At 66.6% G+C, this 341-nt stretch carries 1 protein-coding gene; it reads left to right on the forward strand.

The features are described from left to right. Positions 1–341: MlaD family protein (locus HMPREF2924_RS28870; protein WP_141765587.1), on the forward strand; the 341-nt coding region annotated here is incomplete at both ends.

Genomic DNA, 341 nt, shown 5'->3' on the forward strand with positions numbered 1-341 from the left:
GCTGCCCGGCCTGCACCTGACCCTCAAGGCCGATCGCCTGGGCTCCCTGGAGCAGGGCAGCCCGGTGTTCTACCGGCAGATCCAGGTCGGCCAGGTGAAGAGCTTCCAGCTGGGCGATGACCAGAGGACCATCGAGATCAAGGTGCACATCGAGCCGGCCTACGCCGACCTGGTGCGCAAGCACACGCGATTCTGGAACGCCAGCGGCATCTCCATTTCCGGCGGCCTGTCCGGCTTCAAGGTGCACAGCGAGTCGCTGCTGACCCTGGTCGCCGGCGGTATTGCCTTCTCTACCCCGGAGAACCGCACCGACAGCCCGCCGACCGATCCGAGCAAGCCGT

Origin of the sequence: Pseudomonas sp. HMSC063H08 (genome assembly GCF_001813645.1) — a bacterium.
GTDB classification, from domain to species: domain Bacteria; phylum Pseudomonadota; class Gammaproteobacteria; order Pseudomonadales; family Pseudomonadaceae; genus Pseudomonas; species Pseudomonas aeruginosa.